The organism is Mastigocladopsis repens PCC 10914, assembly GCF_000315565.1.
Lineage (GTDB): Bacteria > Cyanobacteriota > Cyanobacteriia > Cyanobacteriales > Nostocaceae > Mastigocladopsis > Mastigocladopsis repens.
The window spans coordinates 4,982,439-5,003,491 of sequence record NZ_JH992901.1; the positions used below are offsets into that span (position 1 = coordinate 4,982,439).

16 protein-coding genes are annotated in these 21,053 nt (G+C 42.4%); 8 read left to right on the plus strand and 8 right to left on the minus strand.

What is annotated here, in order from left to right; genetic code table 11:
- The first annotated feature begins 21 nt into the window (after window positions 1–21).
- The 4 genes from MAS10914_RS0124175 (at window position 22) to MAS10914_RS0124190 (ending at window position 4,618) form a co-directional block, all read left to right on the plus strand.
- A complete protein-coding gene (locus MAS10914_RS0124175) occupies window positions 22–3,255 on the plus strand; it encodes a response regulator (protein WP_017318525.1) in 3,234 nt (1,077 codons plus the stop codon).
- Window positions 3,227–3,604, plus strand: a complete 378-nt coding sequence (locus MAS10914_RS0124180; RefSeq protein WP_017318526.1) for a response regulator — start codon at window positions 3,227–3,229, stop codon at window positions 3,602–3,604. Before MAS10914_RS0124175 ends, MAS10914_RS0124180 begins: the two co-directional genes overlap by 29 nt.
- A 200-nt stretch (window positions 3,605–3,804) precedes the next feature.
- Complete coding sequence (locus MAS10914_RS0124185) at window positions 3,805–4,254, plus strand: hypothetical protein (protein ID WP_017318527.1); 450 nt, start codon at window positions 3,805–3,807, stop codon at window positions 4,252–4,254.
- Between the two features lie 76 nt (window positions 4,255–4,330).
- A complete protein-coding gene (locus MAS10914_RS0124190) occupies window positions 4,331–4,618 on the plus strand; it encodes a Mo-dependent nitrogenase C-terminal domain-containing protein (RefSeq protein ID WP_017318528.1) in 288 nt (95 codons plus the stop codon).
- A 92-nt stretch (window positions 4,619–4,710) separates the two neighbouring features.
- Here MAS10914_RS0124190 and MAS10914_RS30975 read toward each other — a convergent pair whose 3' ends face one another.
- From MAS10914_RS30975 to MAS10914_RS35875, 4 genes are all read right to left on the minus strand, one after another.
- The gene (locus MAS10914_RS30975; RefSeq protein ID WP_084786404.1) at window positions 4,711–5,334 is read right to left on the minus strand and encodes an alpha-amylase family glycosyl hydrolase; all 624 of its coding nucleotides are present in this window, start codon (window positions 5,332–5,334) and stop codon (window positions 4,711–4,713) included.
- A 234-nt stretch (window positions 5,335–5,568) separates the two neighbouring features.
- Window positions 5,569–6,411: a cyanophycinase gene (locus MAS10914_RS0124200; RefSeq protein ID WP_017318530.1), complete on the minus strand. Its 843-nt coding sequence runs from the start codon at window positions 6,409–6,411 to the stop codon at window positions 5,569–5,571.
- Between the two features lie 368 nt (window positions 6,412–6,779).
- Window positions 6,780–6,995 carry a hypothetical protein gene (locus MAS10914_RS0124205; protein WP_017318531.1) on the minus strand — a complete coding sequence of 72 codons (216 nt, stop codon included), beginning with the start codon at window positions 6,993–6,995 and terminating at the stop codon, window positions 6,780–6,782.
- Between the two features lie 547 nt (window positions 6,996–7,542).
- Window positions 7,543–7,767: a hypothetical protein gene (locus tag MAS10914_RS35875; protein WP_017318532.1), complete on the minus strand. Its 225-nt coding sequence runs from the start codon at window positions 7,765–7,767 to the stop codon at window positions 7,543–7,545.
- Between the two features lie 542 nt (window positions 7,768–8,309).
- Here MAS10914_RS35875 and MAS10914_RS0124215 point away from each other — a divergent pair.
- Window positions 8,310–10,220, plus strand: coding sequence for an ATP-binding protein (locus tag MAS10914_RS0124215; RefSeq protein WP_017318533.1), 1,911 nt, complete (start codon window positions 8,310–8,312; stop codon window positions 10,218–10,220).
- A 277-nt stretch (window positions 10,221–10,497) separates the two neighbouring features.
- On the opposite strand, the gene MAS10914_RS0124220 is transcribed toward MAS10914_RS0124215, so the two are convergent.
- Both MAS10914_RS0124220 and MAS10914_RS0124225 read right to left on the minus strand, forming a co-directional pair.
- Entirely contained in the window at window positions 10,498–12,156 is a 1,659-nt protein-coding gene (locus MAS10914_RS0124220; RefSeq protein WP_017318534.1) for an alpha-amylase family glycosyl hydrolase, read from the minus strand.
- A 550-nt stretch (window positions 12,157–12,706) separates the two neighbouring features.
- A complete protein-coding gene (locus MAS10914_RS0124225; RefSeq protein ID WP_017318535.1) occupies window positions 12,707–12,940 on the minus strand; it encodes a hypothetical protein in 234 nt (77 codons plus the stop codon).
- Between the two features lie 324 nt (window positions 12,941–13,264).
- Here MAS10914_RS0124225 and MAS10914_RS0124230 point away from each other — a divergent pair, with 324 nt between their 5' ends.
- The gene (locus tag MAS10914_RS0124230) at window positions 13,265–14,053 is read left to right on the plus strand and encodes a class I SAM-dependent methyltransferase (protein ID WP_017318536.1); all 789 of its coding nucleotides are present in this window, start codon (window positions 13,265–13,267) and stop codon (window positions 14,051–14,053) included.
- A gap of 136 nt (window positions 14,054–14,189) precedes the next feature.
- Here MAS10914_RS0124230 and MAS10914_RS0124235 read toward each other — a convergent pair whose 3' ends face one another.
- The gene (locus MAS10914_RS0124235) at window positions 14,190–15,917 is read right to left on the minus strand and encodes a hypothetical protein (protein WP_017318537.1); all 1,728 of its coding nucleotides are present in this window, start codon (window positions 15,915–15,917) and stop codon (window positions 14,190–14,192) included.
- Window positions 15,918–15,930: 13 nt separating this feature from the next.
- On the minus strand, window positions 15,931–16,953 hold the full coding sequence (locus MAS10914_RS0124240; RefSeq protein WP_017318538.1) for a hypothetical protein: 1,023 nt from the start codon (window positions 16,951–16,953) through the stop codon (window positions 15,931–15,933).
- Between the two features lie 464 nt (window positions 16,954–17,417).
- Between MAS10914_RS0124240 and MAS10914_RS0124245 the strand changes: the two genes are divergently transcribed.
- Window positions 17,418–19,643, plus strand: coding sequence for a hypothetical protein (locus tag MAS10914_RS0124245; protein WP_017318539.1), 2,226 nt, complete (start codon window positions 17,418–17,420; stop codon window positions 19,641–19,643).
- A complete protein-coding gene (locus MAS10914_RS0124250) occupies window positions 19,621–20,667 on the plus strand; it encodes an NAD(P)/FAD-dependent oxidoreductase (protein ID WP_017318540.1) in 1,047 nt (348 codons plus the stop codon). Before MAS10914_RS0124245 ends, MAS10914_RS0124250 begins: the two co-directional genes overlap by 23 nt.
- The last annotated feature ends 386 nt before the right edge of the window (window positions 20,668–21,053 follow it).

The window sequence follows — 21,053 nt, forward strand, 5'->3', positions numbered from 1 at the left end:
AAGTTTTGGCAAATGTTATTTATGCCTGTACTAGTAGGCATCAGCGTTTTCATTCTCACTCTGTTATTTTGGCAGGAGTTACTCTCTCAAGAAGACATTCATATTAGGAGAAATGTTGAATTAGCAGTAGCAAATGTTAGTCATGACATCACAGCTCAGATTCAAACTCGTACAAAGGCATTGGATCGCATGGCTAAACGCTGGGAGGTACGAGGTGAGACTCCTAAAAGAGAGTGGGAAGCAGATGCCTTAAACTATTATCAGGATTTTTCTAGTTTCCAAGGCATTGAATGGGTAGACAAATCATCTTATGTGCGTTGGATTGTTCCTTTAGTAGGAAATGAAGTAGTACAAAATCTCAACTTGACTTTTGAGGAACGCCGTCGAACTGCTTTGGAAAAGGCGAAGCAAAGCCGGAAGATAACAATGACACGCACACTAACCCTGGCTCAAGGAGGCAAGGGATTTTTGGTGGTGGTACCCTTGTTTTCAAACAACGACTTTGATGGATTCATAGTCAGCATTTTTCGCACCCAGTCGTTGCTCGATAGTATCTTAGACAAGAATCTAACGCAGAAATATAATATTGCTATTTTTGATGGCAGCGAACAAATCTACGCTACTCATCAAGAACCTCTTAACAGCCCGATTCAAACTCAATGGGCACACAAGACAGAAATCACAATGGGTGGGGTCACATGGGATGTGCGCGTTTCGCCAACGACAACATTGTTAGCTCAGGAACGCTCCCCTCTCCCCACAGTGGTGTTGGGTGGGGGCTTGGCAACCTCTATGTTACTGGCATGGGGAGTTTATCTTAACCAGAAGTCCAGACGCTATGCCCAGCAAGTAAGGGCTATCAACCAGGAATTAGCCCATGAAATCACCGAACGCCAGCAGGCAGAAGCGGCATTACAAAAATATGCGGCAGAATTTGAAGACTTATATGATAACGCACCTTGCGGCTATCACTCTGTAGACGCAGAGGGTATCTTCATTCGCATCAATAATACCGAACTCAATTTGTTGGGTTATACACGAGACGAAGTGATTGGAAAGAAAAAGTTTTCCGACCTGCTAACCGAGTCTAGCAGAGCAACTTTCCAAGAATGTTTCCCTATTTTCAAGCGGCGCGGTTGGGTAAATGATTTGGAATTCCAAATCCTTCGCAAGGATGGCACAATTGTGCCAGTGCTTTTGAGTGCAACTGCCATCAAAGATGCGGCAGGTCAGTACCTCATGAGTCGGAGTACAGTTTTTGATATTAGCGAACGCAAAGCAGCAGAAGTAGAACTAAGTAACCTGAGTTCTGCTTTGGAAAGTGCGGTAGAAGGCGTCTCCCGGATGGATGAACAAGGACATTACATCTATGTCAACCAGGCATATGCCAGCATGATGGGCTATCAGCCAGAGGAGATGGTGAGTCTGGAATGGCAACTGAGTATCCATCCAGAAGACCGGGAAAAAGTAATGGCAGCACATCAAAAAATGCTCAATAACGGTAGGGCAGAAGTAGAAGCTAGGGGTGTGCGTCAAGACGGTTCGGTGTTTGATACGCAAGTGGTTATGGTCAAAGCCTACGATCCACAGCAGAATTACATCGGTCATTACTGCTTCATGAAGGATATTAGCGATCGCCGCGAAATAGAAAGGCTCAAGGATGAATTTGTCTCTGTCGTCAGTCACGAATTGCGGACTCCCCTCACTTCTATTCGCGGTTCCTTAGGCTTGGTAGCTAGTGGTGTACTGCATACCCAACCCGAAAAGGCTCAACGGATGCTAGAAATTGCAGTCAATAACAGTGACCGTTTAATCCGGTTGATTAACGACATCCTTGATATTGAACGCATGGATTCAGGCAAAGTCACAATGACAAAACAAACTTGTGATGCTGCCAGCTTGATGCTTCAATCAGCAGATGAAATGCGTTCTATGGCAGATAAGGCAGAGGTGACTTTATCTGTTTGTCCCATATCAGCTAAGCTTTGGGCAGATCCCGACCGGATTGTCCAGACTTTCACCAACTTACTGAGCAACGCTGTTAAATTTTCAACCCCAGGTAGTACTGTCTGGTTGAGTGCTGAAATTATCGAAGAAAAGGGGATAAGAGGAGTTGGGGGAGTTGGGGAAGAAAATACTCTTCTGTCTTCCTCCACTCCCTCCACTTCCCCATCATCGCAATGCTACATCCTGTTTCAAGTCCGCGACCAAGGACGGGGTATTCCAGCTGATAAAATCGAAACTATATTTGGACGCTTTCAGCAGGTTGATGCCTCTGATGCACGTAAGAAAGGTGGTACTGGGTTGGGACTTACCATTTGTCGCAGTATTGTACAACATCATGGTGGACGCATTTGGGCAGAAAGCACTTTTGGGGAAGGGAGTATTTTTTACATTTTGCTGCCCATACAGCAAGAACAAGAGGAACCTATTGCCCCGCCAACTGAGTCTAATTCCAATTATCCATTAGTGTTAGTCTGCGATGATGACTCTTCAGTTCGGACTGTCATGCAAACCATGCTTGAACAACGAGGCTACCGAGTGACCAGCGTGGCTTCGGGGGAAGAGGCAATAGAAGTCATAGAACAACTACAGCCTGACGTGATTTTACTTAACCTGATGATGCCTGGTATGCATGGCTGGGAAACTCTAGCCGTTTTGAAGCAACAGCCGCATACTAAAGATATTCCAGTTATCATTCTTAGCGGTTTAATGCCGGATGCTAGAGTTACTCCCCATCCTGGGGTAAGCGATTGGATTGTTAAACCACCGGATGAGGAGTTGTTGTTTCAGGCTTTGGAGCGGGCGTTGGCAGGAGAACATAGCCAGAGCCTTAAAGTTTTGATCGTAGAAGATGATTTAGACCTAGCACAGGTCTTGATTGCCATATTCGAGCGCTACAACATTGAAACATACCATGCCAGGACAGGACGAGAAGCCTTGCATTTGAGCCAGCGACTTCTCCCTGACTTATTGGTGTTAGATTTAGGACTGCCAGAGGTTGATGGCTTTGCTGTAGTGGACTGGCTACGACACCATAGGCGCTTGTGCCTAGTGCCAATGGTTGTGTATTGCGCTCAAGACCTGAACCACTTTGACCGGGAACGACTAAAACTTGGACAAACTCTATTCCTGACAAAAGGTCGCGTGACACCAGAGGAATTTGAACAGCGTGTGATGAATCTGCTTAACCAGATTATTCCAGCCAAGAAGGGAGGCAACGGTAGTGATAGCCAAACGCATTCTCATAATTGATGATGAAGAAGATATCCGAGAAGTCGCTCAACTGACCTTAGAAGCCGTAGGCGGTTGGCAAGTCTTTACTGCTGAATCAGGTTTTGAGGGGTTGCAGTTAGCTGAAGCTGAAAAACCAGACGCTATCCTCCTAGACGTAATGATGCCGGATATGGATGGTATTACTACTTTTGGGCGACTGCAAGCAAACCCTGCTACCCAAAATATCCCCGTAATTTTACTGACTGCTAAAGTACAGTCTACTGATCAGCGCCGATTTGCTGAACTTGGCGTGACGGGGATGATTGCAAAACCCTTCGACCCTATGACTTTAACTGACCAGCTGACAAAAGCTTTGGGTTGGTATTAGGTATTTGAAAAAATTTTCTCTTCTCCACGGGTTCTTCATTTTTAGACTTTAACTTTAAAAGTATCAGGTGAACTCGGTTTGGAAAATCACCAACTGCAATAAATTAACGACAACAGTGAATTTACTGAATTTAGCTTTGGTAGTTAATTATTGCAGCTTTTTTAAGACAAGAAAGAATTTTTAGAGAAGGGAAAATATTCATGTACGACCAGGATTTTGAAAAAGAATATCAGGAATTTAATTCTGCTGTCGCTTTGTTCGCATATATTTTCAAGTTTAGAGATAAAGCATTAGTCGAAACTTGTGAGCACACATTAATAAGTATACTGGGTTTAAAATATACAACAAATATAATGAATGCAGCAATGTTTCAGCTAGCTGAATCTGCTCCTGAAACTTGCCTATGGATTTGGCAAAATTTCACTTATCTTGAGGCATGCATTTCATTAAATGAATATCTAACTGCGCTTGCCATACAAAAATTAATTAGCCAAGGTTTCGTTTTAGGTCAAGATTTTAGTGCCACTGCTGACGGTAAGATACTGATTAATGAGAAAGCGAAATCTGCATTATTTCAAAGTCTTTCTCATAAAGATTTAATTCTGATAGAAGAAAATATTCAAGTGAATGAACAAGTGGTCTTTTACTAATTCAATATAATGGTGAAACCACGAAGAATTTTGTAGGAAATAAAAAGTTGTTCTTCATTTTTGGAAAATCTCGATTATGGAACTCAAAAATTTGCTAAATTTCGGAATAAATCCTTTGCACTTACTACGCCAATGGCTTGAATCTTTGGAAATTCGTAACTACAAAGTGGCTCAACTATTATGCAAAATTATTCCATCTCAATGTCCCTTTGAACGGAAGATTAAACTTTTTAATCGAACCATTTTGGACATTCCTCCATTGTGTAAACTGAATCCTTTCTACGAACAATTAGTTATGCTTCGCTTCAAGTCTTTAGCCTATCTTGCAGATGAATGTGGTGAGGATGTTACAGTTTATTGTTGATAAGGAGATGGGCATAAATTCAGTAGAAACAGGGAAGGCGAAACGCGTACCCCATAAGACAAAAAATTCACAAGCAAAATCAAAAATTTTTCCTACTGCCAAACAAATACTTTAGCGTGGTTTGGTTCTATATCAATCACAATGCTATCTTCCTCAACTTCGACATCATAATTTCCTGTCCACTCATGCCACCTGCCAGCACAGGGAAAGTGAGGAATGCCATATCCACTAAGATTTTGCTCTGAGAAATTTACCACAACGACAACACGAGAACCTTCTTCATTCCAGCGAACATACGCTAGCACTTTTGTGTCTCTATTCTCGTGGAAAAAGTCGATATTATCACTTTGCAAAGCAGGATTTTGTTGGCGAAGGGCAATAAATTTTTTATAGTACTCAAATAAATCACGATTCAGGTCTCTCTCCAACAAAGACCATGCAATCTTCTTCGGCTGAGTTACAGTTTCACTTTTACGTTTGTGTTCCCCAAATTCTTCTCCCATCCACAGCATAGGTGTACCCATTGCTGTCATTAAAAGCACTGCTCCTAACTTAGCTCGTTTGAATGCATTTTCGTCAAAGATACCGCGATCGCCTAGTTCTCGGAAAACACGTTCGCGATCGTGAGTTGCCAAGTAATTTATGACGTTGATAGTCCTCTCATAACCCTGTCGCCTTGGGTCTAAAACCTCCTTAAGCTTTTCAGGTTCAAACATCTCACCGCAAATATGCGGAATCACAAAATAATGAAAACTTTCATGCCAACAAGCATCTAGAGATCCCTCGGGAGTAGTAATAGTATTGCTATAGTAGATGATAAATTTTGTAATAAGAGTATTAATTTTTATTTTTCTTACTTCCAAGGAAATACTAAATTATAAAAAAGTGGGAACTAGCATCAACTCATTCCCACTCTATTGAGATGCGTCTATGAAAAGATAAGTGTTTTTTTAAGCAGCTGGCGCAGGAGCAATTGTCACAGTGCGATTATCTAGGATAGGTTTACGGGTTTTCAGGTCAAACTTATAACCATTTGGCAAAATATGAAGCCTTGCTCCGCAAACTGCCAAAGGCTCATCCTTGAGGATGTCATCAACATTACTGTGAATAACTTCTGAATCATCAACAACAGTAACACAACCTTGACCAACCACTTCAAACTGGCTATCGGTTACTATCATCGCCGTGTTCTCGTCAATCCCAAATCCTAAAACAACAGGCTGCTGCGCCAAAGCTGCAATTAAGCGTCCCAAGCGTCCGCGTTGCGAGAAATGCTGATCAATAACCACCCCAGGGAGGAAAGCCATACCAGGACCCATGTCCACAATTTCCATCCGAGGGTTTGTCTCTGAGTCGCCTTCTACAATCATTATGTCGGGCATCACAGCGGCTCCAGCGCTTGTGCCTCCTATAACTATGCCTTCTGAGCAGCGTTTGTGGATAGCAGCATCAATATCAGTATCCTTCAATATACTAGTTATGCGGGCTTGGTCTCCTCCAGTAAAAAATATACCAGTTGCTTTATTAAGCGCGTCTAACGCAGTAGATGAAGACGCATCTTCACGGGTTTCGGTATCAATTATACGAACATCCTCGGCTCCTAGCCGTTCAAAGACTCTAATATAATTCTCTCCTACTTCCCGAGGCAGCTCCGTTGCGGCTGTCATAATGACAATCTTAGCTTTGGTACTTCCGGCGCGTCGAACGAACTCACGAAGAATTTGGCAATCCCCTTCCTTGTCTTCCGCTCCCCCAATAATTACCAGCTGCCTTTTGATTTCACTCGCTACCATACAGACTCCTGATAAGATTTATTTATTTATATAAAACATCATAATTAAAAATAGAAAAACTCCCATTTGGTAGAGTAAAATACAAAAACGAAATATGTAATATAGTAGAGTTCATCGACTCAACAGCGCTACATAAAAAAGAGTAAAAACAACAGTTATTTCATCACTTGAGATAAAAACAAAATAAAAACAAATAAAAAGTCAAAAGTCCCAGTAGTTAAAAAAATTTTAACTTTTGACTTAGAGAGGGTTTTTATCCACTTTTTTATTGGTCTTTAGTGCAGCGTTTGTAATTTACAAGCCTCTAAAGAAGTTCTCGAAAGGCGCTATTGTGTTGAATAATTTTTGAAACTAAACAAAGAAGAGTGTTAATTATGGACTACGTGTCCATTGTCATCAGTCTTGCTCCACTCCGAATACAAATCTTCCTTAATTGAACTCGTTTGATTATTGTTGTTCTGATTGGAAACTAGTACTTTGAGGGTTGTCTGGTAAGCATTATTAACGAGTTCATGACCATAACCAATCACTACGCCAAATTCGCCTGTTTTTTGGTGAATTGCACAATCGCCAACATTAAGCATAATTACTGCCTTGTTGTTGAATTAATGTGTCCTTTGTATTGTTCGCGAGTGTTAAATTAGTCACATCCCCCTTTTGAGATATTTTTCTCAACATTTCTTAAAAAAATAAATAAATCCACAGGTAGATGAATATATTTAAATAGTTTTGATTTATCTTTTTGAAAAAGTATACTACCGAGTCTATTCAGGATACATCATCTCAGCAAATGTTTACAATATAACGATCCCCTTTAGCTTACCTTATTGAAGACATCCGTCAGAAGTCATAATATGCCCCCCGGATACGCTGCGCGTTAACGCAGTTCCTCCGTAGGAGGCACAGAAGTAAAATTTGCTCTGTGTCTGGCTTTTATACAAAGCGCGTTGTACTTCATTTACTTACAATGTGCTGTAAAAATAAGTTGAAAAAACAGTACATTTAATATAAAATAATCAAAAATGCTTGAGCCTCAAACAAAAAAACTCCCGATTTCATTTGGCTTATCGGGAGGACTATCTGAGTAAGTGCTGCTGACTATCTATAAAATGCAATGTTCTACATCTGACGCTAAAAACGAAATCTCGAATATTTACCAACCTGACTGTTAAAGAGTAGGTCACGTAGAAAAGAACGTGCGTATTCTAGAGGGAAATGTCTAGGTTTGCCCTGAAGTACAATTTGGTACTCGTTAGTTTCTGGACCGTCGCCATATCCAGAAATAAGCTTATGGTGAAAAGCTTCCTCAGCTAGATTTTGAACTTCTTTTCTGAGAACAGCTTTTGTGCTACTCATACTTTGCTGTCTCCTTAAATTCTTCATAATATTTATTTATTTATAAAAGCTGCTAATGTCTAATTACACCTTTCAAAAGTTATATATTTATCTATTTAGTCAATCGTCAAGGATCCAAGTTAATTCATCTATAATTTTGGCTACTGACTTGGCACTTTAACATGATTATACCTTTAGATAGCTGAAAATGCTTTGCAATAGAGTTAGACTCAGTAAGCATAAGGGTTGGCTGCTGTTCACTAAAAACTCTGCATATCTGGGCAAATCTCTAGAGAATTGCGGAGATATTCAGTGATATGATGTTTGTGGTGGCTAAACAGATCCGATAGTAACGGTTAGAATAGATGCTTAAGTTAACCGCGAAGTGTAGGTTTTAGCCCACGCTTGCCAAAAAATACTTGAGTTCATAGACAGTAAATACGTCTGGGGAAAAGTAAATAAGCGTTATGGCAGTTGCTTTAACAGGGAAAGCCTCTAGGCGGTTACGCTTTGCAACGCACTGCCTTTAGATTCCAGGGTGTTTAGCAGAAGGTCTATAGTCAATGGTGCAAGAAAAAATTAATGATGCAATCCGCATCAATGCAAGAAAAAATGATGCATTCGACGTCTTCAACTTTAAGCATTACATTGGATCGAATGCTTACTTGGAGACAGGGGCGTTAGTATTTGATTTTGCTTTAACTGGGTTTACTAGACCTCTGCCTATTGAGGATTACATCGCCATCATTAGCGATCGCTACCCACACCTGCGCGATGAAACATACGATTCCCATGCTCATCTGTTTGCTCGCACTGTGTCAGAAGTGGGAAAACTAGATATGGGTTTGCACCTCGACCGTTGGAGTGTCAAGCCCTATCAAAATTCTGCGACGTGTGCTGTGCAATCACTTCATGAACGTACGAATCGAGGTGTACTTTACTTGGTTTGGGATTGGTTTGAAGCCATAACTCAAGACGAAGACATTGCCTTTGAGGAGCAGCTTTCGATCCTTCAAAGTAGATTTCGGCAATCTGTCTACGGTGGTCCTACAGTTTATGCTTTATTGCGTACAGCATACAAAAAAGGTATTCCCACCTTCTATTTGTGGGACGAAGGACTAACGCAGTATGGGTTTGGAAAAAAACAAGTTCGTGGCATAGCAACCACATTTGACTGTGATAGCCATGTAGATTCGGACTTTACCACCCGCAAGGATGACTGTAAGGCATTTTTAAGAACCTTAGGCTTCCCAGTGCCTAAAGGTGATATTGTCGCTCTAGAAAGGGAAGCCTTCGTAGTAGCAAGAGATATTGGCTACCCAGTCGCAGTCAAGCCTGTCGCGGGTCACAAAGGAATTGGAGTGACTGCTGAAGTGCGAGACGAGGATGAATTGGAATCTGCTTTCGGAAGAGCACTTGAGGCAATTCCAGAAAACGAGCCAACGCGAGTCATTGTAGAGAAAAGCATCGCTGGGTCAGATTTTCGCTTGCTGTGTGTCAATGGCAGATTTGTTGCTGCTACCGAACGTCGTCCTGCATGGGTTGTGGGTGATGGTTACTCAACCATTAAAGAGTTAATCCGAGACGAAAACCGAAAACCTGGACGTTTGGATACACCGACCTCGCCTATGACCAAAATTCAGTGTGACGAGGCGATGGAACAGTATCTTGAACAACAGGGTTTGTCATTAGATAGCGTTATTGAGAAAGAGCGTAAGGTTTATCTTCGCAAAGTTGCTAACCTCTCAGCTGGAGGTGTGAGTATTGATGCAACCCGCACTGTTCACCCCGACAATATTATCTTGGCGCAAGATATTGCCCAACACTTCCGCCTCGTTTGCTTAGGGATCGATGTCATTGCTCGAAGTCTTAACGAATCTTGGAAGTCTGGCGACTTTTCCATTTTGGAAATCAACGCTGCACCAGGAATTTTGATGCATCTTAACCCTGCAATAGGTGAAAGCGTTGATGTCCCCTCACATATTTTAGAAACCTTTTATAAATCGGGTACAGACGCCAGGATACCAATAATCACCTTCAACCACATATCAGTTCACGAACTTCAAGAAACAATTGACCATATTCTTTTACAACACCCCGACTGGACAATAGGCGCTGTGTGTGGTGATGCTATTTTCATCAATCGATCAGAAAAAATCTTGAGTAACGATTACAAAACCAACGTCCTCTCTTTGTTGCGTAATCCCAAACTTGACCTGCTGCTTACTGAATACGAAGAAGATGTCCTGGAAAAGGAGGGAATGTTTTATTACGGGAGTAACATGGTCGTTTTAGATAATCCCTCAGAAACCGAGATGATGCTGGCGCGGGACGTTTTTGATAACTCAACTGTTGTTATTAGAAATGGAGACCATATTTCCATTAGACGCCAAGGTTTGATTGAAGAGTACACTCTTGGAGCAGATGAACCATTTACACGGGTTTATTTGAAAGAAATCGGAACAGTTTTGTGATATGCTGTAGGCAGCGATGCAATCTGCAATTTTAATCCACAGATGCACACTAGATTTACACAGATGATGAAATATTCTTCAGGTAAGGGTTATTTGTGACAATTTCATATGTGTAGAGACGTTAAGCTGCAACGTTTCTACACAAATTATCACATCGGCAAAATATCTTGCTTATCTGAGCATATTGAACACAGATGATTCATTATCTGTGTTCATTTGTGTTTATCAGTGGTTCCTTTTCCTAATTCCTGGGATGTTTCCGAGGAACTAGATTATACTAATGCCAAACAAACACTTTGGCTTCGTACGGTCCTAAATCAGTCATAATTCCATCATCGCCAGCTTCCACATCATAATTGGCAGTCCACTCGTGCCATGTTCCACCATTAGGGAAATTAGGAACGTGATAGCCAGCAAGGAAATTTTCTGAGAAATTCGCCACAACCACAACACGAGAACCTTCTTCATTCCAACGGCTGTAAGCGAACACTTTTGCCTCTGGATTTTCGTGGATGAAGTCAATGTTTTCCGTGTAGAGAGCATGATTGTCTTTACGCAGCTCAATTAAGCCCTTGTAGTATTCAAACAAGCCGCGATTTAGGTCATTGCCTAGCAATGCCCATTCAATTTTGGATGACTCTTGGGTTTTGGGTTTGTACTCGCCAAACTCTTGACCCATCCAAATCAAAGGTACACCAACGGCTGTCATGAGAATAGCGACTCCCAACTTAAGCCGCTTAAAAGCTTCTTCGTCAAAAATATTGCGGTTCCCCAGTTCCACCATTAGGCGATCATGGTCATGGTTTGTGAGGTAATTCACAACATTTGTGGCACCTATGAAGCCTTGGCGCTTGCAGTCGATGACATCTTTAAGTTGCTCTAAATCAAAAGTGTCACCGCAAATGTGTACAGTAATCACATGACGGAAACTATCGTGCCAGCACCCATCCATCGGTCCATCGACATTGGTGATACTGGTCGTTTCAGGAATATGTTCGGCTACGTTGTAAAAAGGCTTCATGCTAGCAGTTTTTTTGGCTTCTTGCACAATCCAGTGCATGAAGTCATAGTTAGCAATTTGCCGCGCCGCATCGTAACGAATACCGTCAACATGATATTCACTAATCCAAAAACGTACCGTATCACCAATAAATCTACGAGCAGGATAGGTATCTAAATTTTCATCGTATTTTTCATAATTAAACTCAGGTCCCCAGTTATTATCAGGGTCGCGGGGAGAGTGATGATACCAGTAATCGTGGTCAATTTGTGTTAACGGACTTGATGCTTCTGAATGGTTATAAATACCGTCAATGATAACGCGAATACCTCTGGCGTGGCACTCATCAACTAGTTTTTTCAACTCCTGTGTAGATCCATAACTTGATTCTGTGGCTAAGAAGTGACGTGGATTGTAACCCCAACTATAATCACCTGGGTATTCTTTGAGTGGCATCAACTCAATGGCGTTGACTCCCAATTCACAAAGGTAATCTAATTTTTCAACTACGTGCTTATACTTTCCGCGTGCATAAGGGTCATCTTCACCACCAGAAAAGTCTGCAACGTGCAATTCATAAATAACTAATTCGTGGTCTGCGGGTAAGGGTTTATCGTCGTGTTGCCAAACGTAGGTATCGACAATACGCTCTCCATCTTTGACCCGTACTATACCATTATCTTTTCCACTCAATTCATCAATATCAGTGGCGTAGGGATCTGTAACATCAACCCATTGATCTGGTTCAAAGAACCAAGATTTTGATTGAACGCGGAATTTATATTGATACTCGCCGTCTTCTAATTCAACAGTTGTGCGAAAATAACCATCATCACCTTTTTCCATTGAGATTGGTTCCCAGTCGGAAAAAGAACCAATGACAGCAGCGGCTTCGTTGTAGGGTGCGAATAAATTAAATTCAATTGGCTTTGCCATAGAAGTAGATTGAGATATAAGGAAATCTGCTGGCAAAATGAAAATAAATTATAAGGTTGCTAGTGACTAAATGATTAATGGCTCAAAGCGATTAACATTTAGTGATTAGCAAATGTTGAATTAATCGTGCCAGTCATCAATATTCTCCAACTCCTAATTAAATAAGCCAATCATCCTAAAGAAATAAGTTAATAAATTTTAACCTTATCTGAAGAAGGAAATTTCATAAAAGTCGTATTTGAATTATTTGGAGTATTTAATTATAAGTTTTCAGAGGCTATTCGGATGGGATAACAAGCAAAAAGAAAGCTTTTGTGAAAGGATGGGGGTGCAATGTGGAAAAAAATCTCGGCTTGCTGTTGTCAACAATACCGACAAAATTAAAATACTATTTCAATTTTATCTCACTTGTTTTCAAAATTAACTAAGTGCGAATGAGTGACGAAATGTAGAAATCTTAATTTGGCTGCTACAAGGATTTAAGCAAGTGCGAATTGAAAGACTAGCAGCAATGTTTCTAAAACCGATGAAGTTTGAAAATCGTCGAAAATTATAAGCCTAGTATTTTTCTCACCTCTGTTATAAATTGCTTCAGAATTTGAGGTAGCTTCTCGACTTCTTGCATAAGGTCTTGGGGACTAAAACCAAAAACCATCAAGATAACGACGATGACAAAAATGGCGATCGCCGTACTAATAGCTGTTTTCAGCAGACTGAGCAAAGCCCGGAACACTACCCACGCGACAATGACTGCAGCAATGAGAATGATGAGGTTCGTTGGCATGGTTTTGTCTGAATGAGTGACAATTTGTAGTATAAGATGGATTGTTTAACCGTGCAGTACAGCCTCGCCATACACCTAGATTTTCAAAGGGGTGTAGGGGTAGAATGTGTTTTTAATGCACGAGTTAAAAAAGAATTCTTTGCCTTACCCCCTCACACATCAGTTACCAGTTATCAGTTATCAGTTCTTCACTGTTCACTGTTCCTCACACCCTTACCCCCCTAGTTTTTGTAAAATAGAGCTTCTATACCGCAAACAGCAACAATCCAGTTGATATAGCTTTTTTCGGTGTACAGGGAGTCATGCTTACTTTCAATACAGATCATGAAAGATTTGGAACAAAGAAAAAACTGGTACAGTGAAGTAGCAAACGCCTACAACAAGGTAAGACCACGTTATCCTCAAGAGCTAATTTGTCGTGCTGTAGAGTTAGCCCAACTCCCAAAGGACGCAATCATTCTTGAAGTGGGATGCGGTCCTGGGACTGCAACTACATCGTTTGCTCAATTGGGCTTCTCAATGGTCTGCCTTGAGCCAAGCCAGGAAGCTTGCCAGCTAGCGCGACAGAACTGTGCGCCGTATCCAAATGTAGAGATTAGGAATACCACCTTTGAAGAGTGGGAGCTAGAGACTGAGAGATTCCATGCCGTTTTGTCTGCGACTGCTTTTCATTGGGTTACACCTGAGATTGGGTATCCAAAAGCTGCTGCTGCCCTGCAAGACAACGGTTCTCTGATTTTACTGTGGAACATGACACTTCAACCTCAGTATGAAGTTTACCAAGTGTTGAATGAGGTCTATCAAACTCTGGCTCCGTCGCTTGGACGATATGAAGACAGAGCAACTCAGGAACAGAGCCTCAGAAGGTTTGGACAAAATGTCATTAACTCAGGTCAGTTCAAGGACTTAGTGTCCGAACAGTTGGCGTGTGAAGTTACCTATAGCATTGATGATTATCTTAGGCTTTTAAGTACTTACTCGCCCTACATAGCGCTAGAGCCGCAGAAGAGGAATTCTTTGTTTGAAGGCTTGCGGGAAGCGCTTGAGAGGAACTGCTCAAGGAATATCCAGGTTTCATATCTCTCAGCTTTTCACATTGCCCAAAAAATATAGGGTCATTGAAACCAACTTCACCAGATGAAGCCAAAGTCAAATGATGCAGAAATGAGATTGTAGAGACGCGAAATTTCGCGTCTCTACATAAATAAGCCAGGGATTTTTAATTCCTAACTATTGGATTTCTTCACGCTTATTGACTGCTTGTCGCAGATGCGATTCCTACATCAGGAACAGGGAAAAGTTCGTTTCCTGTTTCATTAAGTGCTGCCAATACTGGATCGCTGATAATTGTCCTCCTTCTGGCGATCGCTAAATCATAAAGCCGATTGAGTTCAGCTTGACGAGTTTGTTGACCGCTCTTGTTCAGCTTTTGATCAATGCTGTTACTATAAGCTTGAACCCGTTCCTGGAGGACTTGCAGGGGATTGTTACTCTTAAGAATTGCTAAGAATTGACCTGCGGTTGAATCACTTGCTGGGTTTTGTTGTTCCAAAGCAGCAATGACTTTTTGAGTCAAATCGTCTGGGTGTCGTGTGAGAGTTAGAGGATTTGTACCTGACTGTAGGGGCTGGAAGTTAAATTGCTCTGGAATAAACTCTAACATTTTTTTCCGTTCTTCTGAAAAGACTGGTGTTTCCAAATCGATCGCCATTACAGCCGCGACAAACTCAGGTGTGACAACTCCTCTTTTCATGAGTTGTTCAACCATACTATTGTCAACATGACTGGGTTCTGGCACAAACCAGGCAAAATTGGCATCTCCTGGCTTGCCATCAAGTTTAACTCCCGATTGATTCAACAGTTGTCTGTATTCATCAGGTTGAACCTGAGCTATATTGCTAAATCTCAAACCTTCAGCAATATTTAAGCCTTGTGCTATGGATGGTGTGCTACCACTGATTAAATTGGCGTTGAGAAAGAAAGTATTGGGAATTTGAACGTTAGCAAAAGGTCCTGATGTGGGAGTATTGGAAAAAGGATGAAGATTGCCTACCTGTTGATTGCTACTAATCAGGTTAAACTCGGTGGTGTCAAATAGGGAGCGTAAAAGCCGTTTTCCTCTAATGACTTGTTGAGTTCCATCAGGATTAATGACTGGGCTACCGTTATTACGAGCAAGGCTCTCATCCATCTTTTTCTCATTAAATTGGTTAATTGCTGGAAGGATGAAGTTTGTTTCCAGCCGTTCTGCTCCTCCTAAGTTTTGGGCAATTCTGGAAGAATTTGTACCAACCCTCCAATTTGACTTTAAGTAACTTGCGTTAAATGCAATAGAGTGCCAGTTATTCCAAGGAAAAGCCAGTTCTTTCATAACTGGCGCACCATTGATATGGCATTGCAGACAAGTTCCTGTGCGTTGCGCTGGTTGTAGTAAATCGGCTTCAACGGATGAGTTGCGAAACTTCCAAGACAATCTTCCTGGTGTTCCTTGCTGATCGAGCTTGTAGTAATTGTAGCGACCTCGTTGACCATCCCAGCCCAAAGCCTCAATAGATTGTACATCGGGAAAGTTTTCTGAGGTAAAGAACACAGAAAGCATGACATTGCGATCTAGCTGTTCTTCTTGATTCCTTCCTGTAAAGCTTAACACTGCTCTTCTGGAGGCTGGTTGAGTGCCAATTGTTGGACTAGTATCAACAATAGTCTCATCTACAACGAAGGTTTGCTCTTGCCCTCGTTCACCCTTAATGAATTGTTCTATATCAGCAAGATTGACGGCATCTGCATGGTCTTTCAGCACGAGATTAAAAAACGGATCGCCTAAAGAGGTAATGGTTGTTGGTGATATCTGCTGAACTCTTCCCCCGTCTCTTCTTTGTTCTAATAGAGAAACTGGCGCTGCTTGAGCTAACGCAAGTTTCGTAGACATCATAAAGCTGAGTAGAAAAATGATTGCTGCTGTTATAAGTTTATGCATTATTGTTAATCTCCTAAATTTGGCTTATTAACCGCGAGGATTCTTCCCCTGTTTGTGCCCAATCAGGAAGCACTGACTCTGGCGCTGCAATCACATCTGCACCAACTGTTAATTTGGCTGCTACTTGCGCTCCAGTGGTGATTGTTGTGTTTTCAATCGTTACCTCTTGAGTCACATCAAGCACGGCGCGGCGACCATTGCGACTGATAACCCAAGCACCTTGATTTTCGCTGGGATCGTTGATATCGATTTGTTGTCCTTTGATGTTCCAAAGACCTTCCAGCCTGAGCATTTTGATGCCTACCGGGTCTTGCAAGCTTAAACCAAGAGAGTTTCGGGCTGCATTTTGAGCCTCTTGACAAATAGCTGGATCTGAGTTACGTTCAGGTACACAAGAAACCTGCCCACAGACTGCTGCTGCAGGGATGTCAAGTCTAGATATTGCACAAGGTTCGACTAAGCCAAATAATGCGCCCGCTGTGTTGTTCGTTTGAGTTAAGCAAAGAATTCCCTTCTGCCCATTGTTCCAGGGATTTTGTCTTAAATGCCTGCGGAATTGATCTGAACGACTTTGTGGTGAGGCAGTTCTAGGATTAAATCCAGAACCAAATAGTTCTTCAATTGTGGGATTTGCTCCCGCAATAGTGTCTTGAATACCTGCAATGAGAGCATCAGCACTCACTTTTGCTAAGGCTTGGTAATACTCAGGAAACTCAGTGGTGAAAGTTACGCGAGTAACCTTGCCATCTCTAGTCTCAGTAAGCCATTCAACATATTCATCTTGTAAATCAAATCTATTAGCATCAATAACTTCAAATGGTCTATTCGCTAGTTTAGGAAAAGCAAGCCAAGGAATTGTGACTACTCGTAGCCCTTTTTCCGGGGTCAGTCCCTCAAAAGCCTCTAAGAAGGTAAAAGCAGAATTACGTTGTAGAGCAGAGCGTCTGTAGAATATATCAATTTCAGATCTATAGATTTCGAGCGCATTTTGGCGGTTGAGAAAATCTGACCCTGTTGGGTCTGCGTATGCAAACATCTTGCTTCCCTTTTTAATTCAAATAGAACTTACAGATTGACATAAATCGCATTATGTGCACGAAAGTCTTAGTGATTTGCAACACCGAAACTCAGCTTAGAAAGCTGTGTGCCTTCTAATTAAGTGGAAACACAATGAGCTTATGCAATTCCGGATATGGGCTATACCCTCTACTCATCTGCCAGTCGTACACTTGCCATTCTGGCTCCTGACTCCTGAGTTCTTTTTTGTTCAGGTAGTTTTGGATAATCTCAAAAGCCGCATATGTTTACAATTTGCTAGCATTCTTTCCCATTCCTATCCGGAAGTGCATAAGTTGCTTCTGTTTATACCTACTGAGTAGAAGTTAAGCTTTCTCAGCTTAACTTCCATTCCATAAATCAAGTGCTGGGTTTACACAAATTTGATGTTTTGTCAAGAAATGAGTCCTAATATTCTCTAAAAAAAGGAGTTTATTGTAAGTTATGTCCTTAATTGAAGAAGTCAAAAGAGTTTGCGATCGCCTTGCTCCTTTGGGATGGCGCGACTTACTGCTAGCACATGGACTTGACATTACTGCAACCAACCTCAAGCAGGAATTAACCAAGGAACTGCCAAATATTAATCGTAATATTCCAGGATTTGAAGATTTTGCAGGTGAAGGCACAAGAGGAATAGAAGCCGGAAATCCGGCTCGGAGCTTGCTGTTTCATGCCTTTGCTTCAGTTAATGTTGTCCTAAATGCTCAAAGTACAAATTCACAAGCATATCCGACATTAGCAGAACTCGAAATCATTGAAAACTTCGTTTACGGTGTGCAACCTCCTTCTTGGGAAGATTTACAAGTTCGCGCACAAGGGCAACGTTTGGCGATCGTCGTGTTTGCCTCAGAGTATCGCCCTGGTGCAGAAACTGTTCACCGCAAGCACGCTGATATGTGCTTTTCGCGTACTGGTGTAGCGCGAGTCGGAACCTCTGAACCACTGTATGACGCTCAACTTCGCGGATTTTTACCCTTTGTTGAGGGAGATGTCCATGCATTTCGAGTCTTACCAGCTAAATATTCTGCCTATATTGCAGTTCAACGCAGAGGTAATCGTAGTGTTTTCGGTCCTATGCGTTTTCAGCCAGGAGATAACAGCAACCAGTTCTGGGTTCCTCTCCATAAACTGTTCAACGGTAGAGAATGCATTCGCGATTTAAATTTACAGGTGACACTCAATGCCCGTCATGTCAATGAGAAACTGCGGCGAATTCATTTGGAGTTGAGAAAAACGGGATGGAACACAGGATGGAGTGAGCCGGATCTTAGCAATCCCCCGTTCATTCTTACAGAAGGTATTGCTGAATTCACAACCAAGCCGGATTTTGGCAATGGGCTTTTAATTCCAGTCGCTCAATCCAATCTAGTGGAAGCAGCAACGTACAAAGGACAAGTGCTAACCTTTAGGGTGCCACAGAATAACAGGGAGGAAGAAGGTGAGAGATTATCCTCCAGCCTGCGAATTCCTGCAAATGGTCCTGAATATGTTCATGTTCGCCACAAAGTATCAGAGAATGGTCAAGTAGAAAATCTCAACAATCAAAAGGATGTAGAGGGTGCGGTACAAATAGGTGGCTATGATGCCGTACACTACATCGATTTTACAGGCGATGGCTGGGTTGAAGCGGTATGTCCAGAGTTAGCTGTGGCAATTCCTCGCCGTATACCTGCTTATTCCCTGGTGACAGCGCCAGATTTCTTCCCCAACTGTGACCAGCGAGAGTTACTGGAGTGGACAGAGCAGTCAGTCCCTCAGACACTAAGGGAGAATCTCTGGCGAATTCCGCCAGAGACGCTATCGGACAATCGCGTTGCTCCTAACCTTCAGTTAAAAGGTGCTAATTTCCGTCCTGAAGATAAAACCGTCACTGCAATTGTCTCGTTACCCCTGAAAGGTGCGGTGCGACAAATGCCGCTGAATGGATCACCAACAATACGCCATGCCTATCTCCCAGATGCGGCTGCTGGATTATTTGCTCCTGGTTGGGATGTCGGTACAGTTGTTTCGGAAAGTGGAGAGGAACATTTAGCCACTTACAGGTTAGGCAGTCCTTTCCCTGAAGATTCCAAACTGTGTGCTGCTCTGAGTACATTTTGGCCCGCAGTTGCTCCCGATGCCGCACGGACATTTGAGCCAAATCCCGCATGGCCCACTGTCAGTCCTTTGACGGATGAAGAAATTGGTCAGGTTGGTAATTTACCTTGGGACGGAATCGCAGGTCCTCAAAGAGTGACGAGGAATGGCACAACCTTTATAGAATATGCAGATTTGGCTCATGCGGATTATGTAGAGAATTCTTTGCAGAACAAATTCTCGCTATCGCTAACGGGTCGGGTTGATGTGCGTGAATATGAAGCCAGAGTTTTAACAATGGCAAAGGTTTATGAGGTTTTAAATATTACTCCTAACCAGAGAGGAGAGTGGAGCGTATTTTCATTCCGTCAAGTGCAGCCAACTGATTCAGAATTGCAACAGGCACAAACTCAAACAGGAATGACGCTTGTTGGCAGCATCTATCGGTTTGAAATCTATCGTCATGGAAATTCTTTCCTAAATCCAGATAATTCTCAAAAACGCTTGGTTGAAATTCAAGAAACCACAACGCTGTTTGTCACACCGCTGAACATTTTGTTGAAACGTAACAATGGTATCTGGGAACGTGCTTAATCCTGATGTGCTTGTCATAGGTAGCGGACCTGCTGGTTCTGCTACTGCGATCGCATGCGCTCAAAGGGGTTTACAAGTTGTCTTAATTGAGCGAGACTTATTTCCTCGCTCTCACCCCGGTGAAACTTTGCACCCTGGTGTAGAACCGCTTTTGAAGCAGTTAGGCGTGCTTGAGCCAGTGTTAGCAGCTGGCTTTGTGCGCCACATGGGAAATTGGGTACAGTGGGAAACCGAGAGACAGTTTGTCCCCTTTGGAGGAGATGATTCGGGAGCGTGGTTAGGATTTCAAGCTTGGAGAGCCGATTTTGATGCAATTTTGCTTAATCAAGCAAGAGTGACTGGTGTGACGGTTATTCAACCCTGCCAAGCTTCCCGCCTGCTTGTGGAAGAGAGCACAGTGGTGGGTGTTGAGACAAGCCAAGGAACTTTCAGGGCATCTCAAGTGGTTGATGCTACGGGAAGTCATCATTGGTTAGCTCGACAATTAGGATTGCAAATTAACTATCACTCTCCTCGTTTGATTGCATACTACGGTTACGCAACTGGAGAATGTCCGACGCGAGATGATGCTCCAGCGATCGTTGCTGACTCTGGTGGCTGGACGTGGACTGCTAGAGTGCAACCCCAACTTTACCAGTGGACGCGCTTATCGTTGATTGGTCAAAAAATCCAAAAAGACTGGCTCCCCGAAGAGTTCCACGAACTCAAGATTCACCGGAAAATGCAGGCGGCGGATGTGACTTGGCGTATCGTTTCGCAACCGGCGGGATCTGGTTATTTCATCGTTGGCGATGCAGCGATGGTACTCGACCCGGCATCAAGTCATGGAGTGCTCAAAGCAATCATGTCTGGGATGATGGCTGGACATTTGATTGCAGCCCAACTCTTGGATTATCTCACCCCTGCACAAACGACCCAACATTATTGTCAGTGGATTCATAATTGGTTTCAGCACGATGTAGAGAACCTAAGCAGGCTTTATGCCATGCTGCCACATGAGTCTGCCTATGGAACTCCTCGTTGAGAAATCGTCATGGGTGCTTCTTTGGGGAGGGTGACTCCTATGCTTAGGTTAACGGTTTTACAGCGGTTTTGATAATTTTGAATTGTGCTACACCCCTCTTATTGAGAACTTCTACAACTTATTAACTTAGGTTAAGAACTGCTTGTGGTTCCTTAAAGGGGTGATATCTTAATAGATAAGACACCAAACAAGGCATAACCAAACTGAGAAGGGCAAATGACTCGGTGTCTCCCGTCACAAGCCCGAGCAAACGTCGGCATAAGCGTGATGATATGTGGCTCAACCCTTAATTTGAGAGGCGAAGCCAAATCCTAAAGCGGAAAAACAAAGATATGTTGAGTTTGCTAGTTTTTCTGTCCACCCTAGTTGTTGACCGTTGATATTTT